This window comes from Streptococcus oralis, assembly GCF_001075875.1.
Taxonomy (GTDB): Bacteria; Bacillota; Bacilli; order Lactobacillales; family Streptococcaceae; genus Streptococcus; species Streptococcus oralis_I.
On the sequence record NZ_JUOS01000169.1, the window covers coordinates 1 to 4034 of the forward strand.

Consider the following 4034-nt stretch of genomic DNA (forward strand, 5'->3'; position numbering starts at 1 on the left):
AGGCCTCAGACAAGGCTCCATGGTCAGACAACGGTTCAGCTAAAAATCCCGCCCTTCCACTAGTAGAAAAATTGGGCAAAGGCCTCTACTTCTATGAAGTAGACTTGGCAGGTACTCAAGGTAAATCTGATAAAGAGCTTCTTGATTTCTTGAAACAAAACGGCACTCAAAGTTATAAAGCTACTATTAAAGTGTACGGTGCAAAAGATGGCAAGGCTGATTTGAGTAATCTAGTAGCGACTAAGGATTTGACAGTAAACTTGAATGGCTTGACCACTCCAGCTGAAGTGCAAAAAGGTGTGGCCAACAACACCAAAGACACAGTAGACATCCCAGCCACTTACTTGGATAAAGCGAATTTCCCAGGCCCATTCACAGCTGGTGTCAACCAAGTCATTCCATACGAATTCTTCGCTGGTGACGGTATGTTAACCCGCCTTATCTTGAAAGCCTCAGACAAGGCTCCATGGTCAGACAATGGTTCAGCTAAAAACCCTGCTCTTCCACCAGTAGAGAAATTGGGCAAAGGACTCTACTTCTATGAAGTGGACTTAGCAGGTACTCAAGGCAAATCAGACAAAGAACTTCTTGACTTGTTGAAACAAAACGGCACTCAAAGCTATAAAGCTACTATCAAGGTTTATGGTGCAAAAGATGGCAAGGCCGATTTGAGCAATCTCGTAGCTACAAAAGATTTGACAGTGAACTTGAATGGACATCAGTCTCTTGTTCCGATGCAGTCAGGTTCCGTCCCATCTTCTAATGGTTCAGCTATGACGGCTCCAATGATGAATAGTCATCAAGATGCGTCCAATATGAAATCTCACATGCCAGTTGCTAGTCAGGATAAGATGATGCCTAACAAAGAGCAGGACAAAACAATGAATGCTAGCCAGCCTATGGCAGCTCCAAGTATGAAGCAAGACCAAGTTGCAGCAACCTCAAGCAAAATGCCTGATGAAGGCAGGATGGCATCTACTAACAAGGTGTCAAGTCCAATGATGGCTGCTCAAATGAAAGAGCAAAAAGACATGCTTCCATATACTGGTGAAGCCCAAACATCAATGGCTACTCTTGGATTCTTTGGACTCGCCTTGGCTGGACTGTTAGGTGGACTCGGTTTGAAAGCTAAAAAAGAGGAAAATGACTAGTCTAGCTACAGACTTTCTATCTTAGGTTTGAAAAATCCAGATATGGTTTAGAATGTTCGTAAAGCGATTAAAATAGTGTTATACTATTGTGGTATAGCACTGTTTTTTTCAAAGGAGAGACAAATGGGAAAGACCATTTTACTCGTTGACGACGAGGTAGAAATCACAGATATTCATCAACGCTATCTGGTTCAGGCAGGATATCAGGTTTTGGTAGCTCATGATGGAGTAGAGGCCTTGGAAGTCTTCAAGCGAAAAGCGATTGATTTGATTATTACAGATATCATGATGCCTCGGATGGATGGTTATGATTTGATTAGTGAGGTTCAGTATCAATCTCCAGATCAGCCTTTTCTATTTATCACGGCTAAGACTAGCGAGCAGGACAAGATTTATGGCTTGAGCTTAGGGGCAGATGACTTTATTGCCAAGCCCTTTAGTCCTCGTGAGCTGGTTTTGCGTGTCCACAATATCTTGCGTCGCCTTCATCGTGGAGGTGAGACAGAAGTCGTCAGTCTCGGGGATTTACGGATGAATCACGGTAGTCATGAGGTCTATATCGGAGGTGTATTGCTTGATTTAACAGTCAAATCCTTCGAACTTTTATGGCTTTTAGCCAGCAATCCAAAGCGGGTTTTCTCTAAGACAGATCTCTATGAAAAGGTCTGGCAAGAAGACTATGTGGATGATACCAATACCTTGAATGTTCATATTCATGCTCTTCGACAGGAGTTGGCTAAATATGCCAGTGCAGAAACGCCCACCATCAAAACAGTCTGGGGCTTGGGCTACAAAATTGAGAAAGCACGAGGTAGTCAATGAAATTAAAAAATTATATTCTAGTAGGTTATATCATTTCAACACTCCTAACGATTATCGTGGTTTTTTGGGCCGTCCAGCGAATGTTAATTGACGAAAGAGAGATTTATTTCCTAGTGGGTATGACTCTCATGGCAAGTTTTGTCGGTGCTGGGATTAGTCTATTTCTCCTATCACCTGTCTTTACTTCATTGGACAAACTCAAGGAACATGCTAAGCGAGTAGCAGACAAGGATTTTCCTTCAAATCTGGAGGTTCAAGGGCCTGTAGAATTTCAGCAATTAGGCCAGGCTTTTAATGAAATGTCACATGATTTACAGGCGACCTTTGATTCTTTGGAAGAAAGCGAACGAGAAAAGGGCTTGATGATTGCCCAGCTTTCGCATGATATCAAGACTCCCATCACCTCTATCCAAGCGACGGTAGAAGGAATTTTGGATGGAGTTATCAAAGAAGGAGAACAAGCCCATTATTTAGCAACCATTGGACGCCAGACAGAAAGGCTCAATAAACTGGTTGAAGAGTTGAATTTTTTGACTCTAAATACAGCTAGAAATCAGGAGAAGACGACTGGAAAAGACAGCATTTTTCTGGATCAACTTTTGATTGAGTGCATGAGTGAGTTTCAATTTTTGATTGAGCAGGAGGAGCGAGATGTCCACTTACAGGTAATTCCTGAGTCTGCTCGAATTGAAGGAGATTATGCCAAACTTTCTCGTATCTTGGTGAATCTGGTTAATAACGCTTTTAAATACTCTGCACCAGGAACCAAGCTGGAGGTGGTAGCTAAACTGGAGAAGAGTCAACTTTCAATCAGTGTGAAGGATGAGGGACAGGGGATTGCCCCAGAGGACTTGGAGAATATTTTCAAACGCCTTTATCGTGTCGAAACTTCGCGTAATATGAAAACAGGTGGTCATGGCTTAGGCCTTGCGATTGCGCGTGAATTGGCCCATCAATTAGGTGGAGAAATTACAGTTACCAGCCAGTACGGCCTAGGAAGCGCCTTTACCCTCCTTCTCAACCTTTCTGGTAGTGAAAATAAAGCTTAACCCCCCTTTACAAATCCAGCGATTCATGGTAAAATGGATTTTGTGTGAAATATCAGCAGGAAAGCATGAAGCTCGTCAACAGGTGTCTTATAATAAGTAACCTTGGCTGTTTAGGCGAAGGGCATCTGCACGAATCAGGGCTTTCTAAGTGACTATTTCCACCGAAATATTATTTATATCAGGAGGACATTCACATGTCACGTTATACAGGACCATCTTGGAAACAAGCTCGTCGCCTTGGCCTTTCACTTACAGGTACAGGTAAAGAATTGGCACGTCGTAACTACGTACCAGGACAACACGGACCAAACAACCGTTCTAAATTGTCAGAATACGGTTTGCAATTGGCTGAAAAACAAAAACTTCGTTTCACTTACGGTGTAGGTGAAAAACAATTCCGTAACTTGTTCGTACAAGCTACAAAAATCAAAGGCGGAATCCTAGGTTTCAACTTCATGCTTCTTTTGGAACGTCGTTTGGATAACGTTGTTTACCGTCTTGGTCTTGCGACTACTCGTCGTCAAGCTCGTCAATTCGTAAACCACGGCCACATCCTTGTTGACGGAAAACGCGTTGATATCCCATCATACCGTGTAACTCCAGGTCAAGTGATCTCAGTTCGTGAAAAATCATTGAAAGTTCCAGCAATCCTTGAAGCAGTAGAAGCAACTCTTGGACGTCCAGCATTCGTATCATTCGATGCTGAAAAATTGGAAGGTTCATTGACTCGCTTGCCAGAACGTGACGAGATCAACCCAGAAATCAACGAAGCACTTGTCGTTGAATTCTACAACAAAATGCTTTAATTTTAAGATTTGTTTTACAAAAAGCCTACAACAGTGGGCTTTTTGCTTTGTCTGAAAATTAGACTATGAAAAACTAGCAAGTTTTATGTGAATTACAAACTCATAATCAATAACATTACAGACATGAAAAAACACAAGATAGGAACCAAAGCCCCTCTTTCCCCCTTTCTCTGCTATACTACAAGCAGAGAAAGGGGGAAAGCAAA

Annotated in this window: 4 protein-coding genes; all 4 read left to right on the plus strand. The window is 42.3% G+C overall.

All coding sequences use genetic code 11. From position 1 onward, the window contains the following. Window positions 1-1151: SSURE domain-containing protein (locus tag ADM33_RS08985; RefSeq protein WP_049504646.1), on the plus strand; the 1151-nt coding region annotated here is incomplete at its 5' end. 123 nt (window positions 1152-1274) lie between these two features. Continuing rightward, window positions 1275-1973: a response regulator transcription factor gene (locus ADM33_RS08990; protein WP_049504647.1), complete on the plus strand. Its 699-nt coding sequence runs from the start codon at window positions 1275-1277 to the stop codon at window positions 1971-1973. Beyond that, the gene (locus tag ADM33_RS08995; protein WP_049504648.1) at window positions 1970-3022 is read left to right on the plus strand and encodes a sensor histidine kinase; all 1053 of its coding nucleotides are present in this window, start codon (window positions 1970-1972) and stop codon (window positions 3020-3022) included. Before ADM33_RS08990 ends, ADM33_RS08995 begins: the two co-directional genes overlap by 4 nt. Window positions 3023-3216: 194 nt before the next feature. Next, complete coding sequence (rpsD, locus tag ADM33_RS09000; RefSeq protein WP_000092756.1) at window positions 3217-3828, plus strand: 30S ribosomal protein S4; 612 nt, start codon at window positions 3217-3219, stop codon at window positions 3826-3828. Window positions 3829-4034: the final 206 nt, after the last annotated feature.

Excerpts from the sequence above, each read along its gene's own strand:
- ADM33_RS08990 (WP_049504647.1), top strand. The coding sequence starts at position 1,275 with ATGGGAAAGACCATTTTACTCGTTGACGACGAGGTAGAAATCACAGAT.
- ADM33_RS08995 (WP_049504648.1), top strand. The coding sequence starts at position 1,970 with ATGAAATTAAAAAATTATATTCTAGTAGGTTATATCATTTCAACACTC.
- rpsD (WP_000092756.1), top strand. The coding sequence starts at position 3,217 with ATGTCACGTTATACAGGACCATCTTGGAAACAAGCTCGTCGCCTTGGC.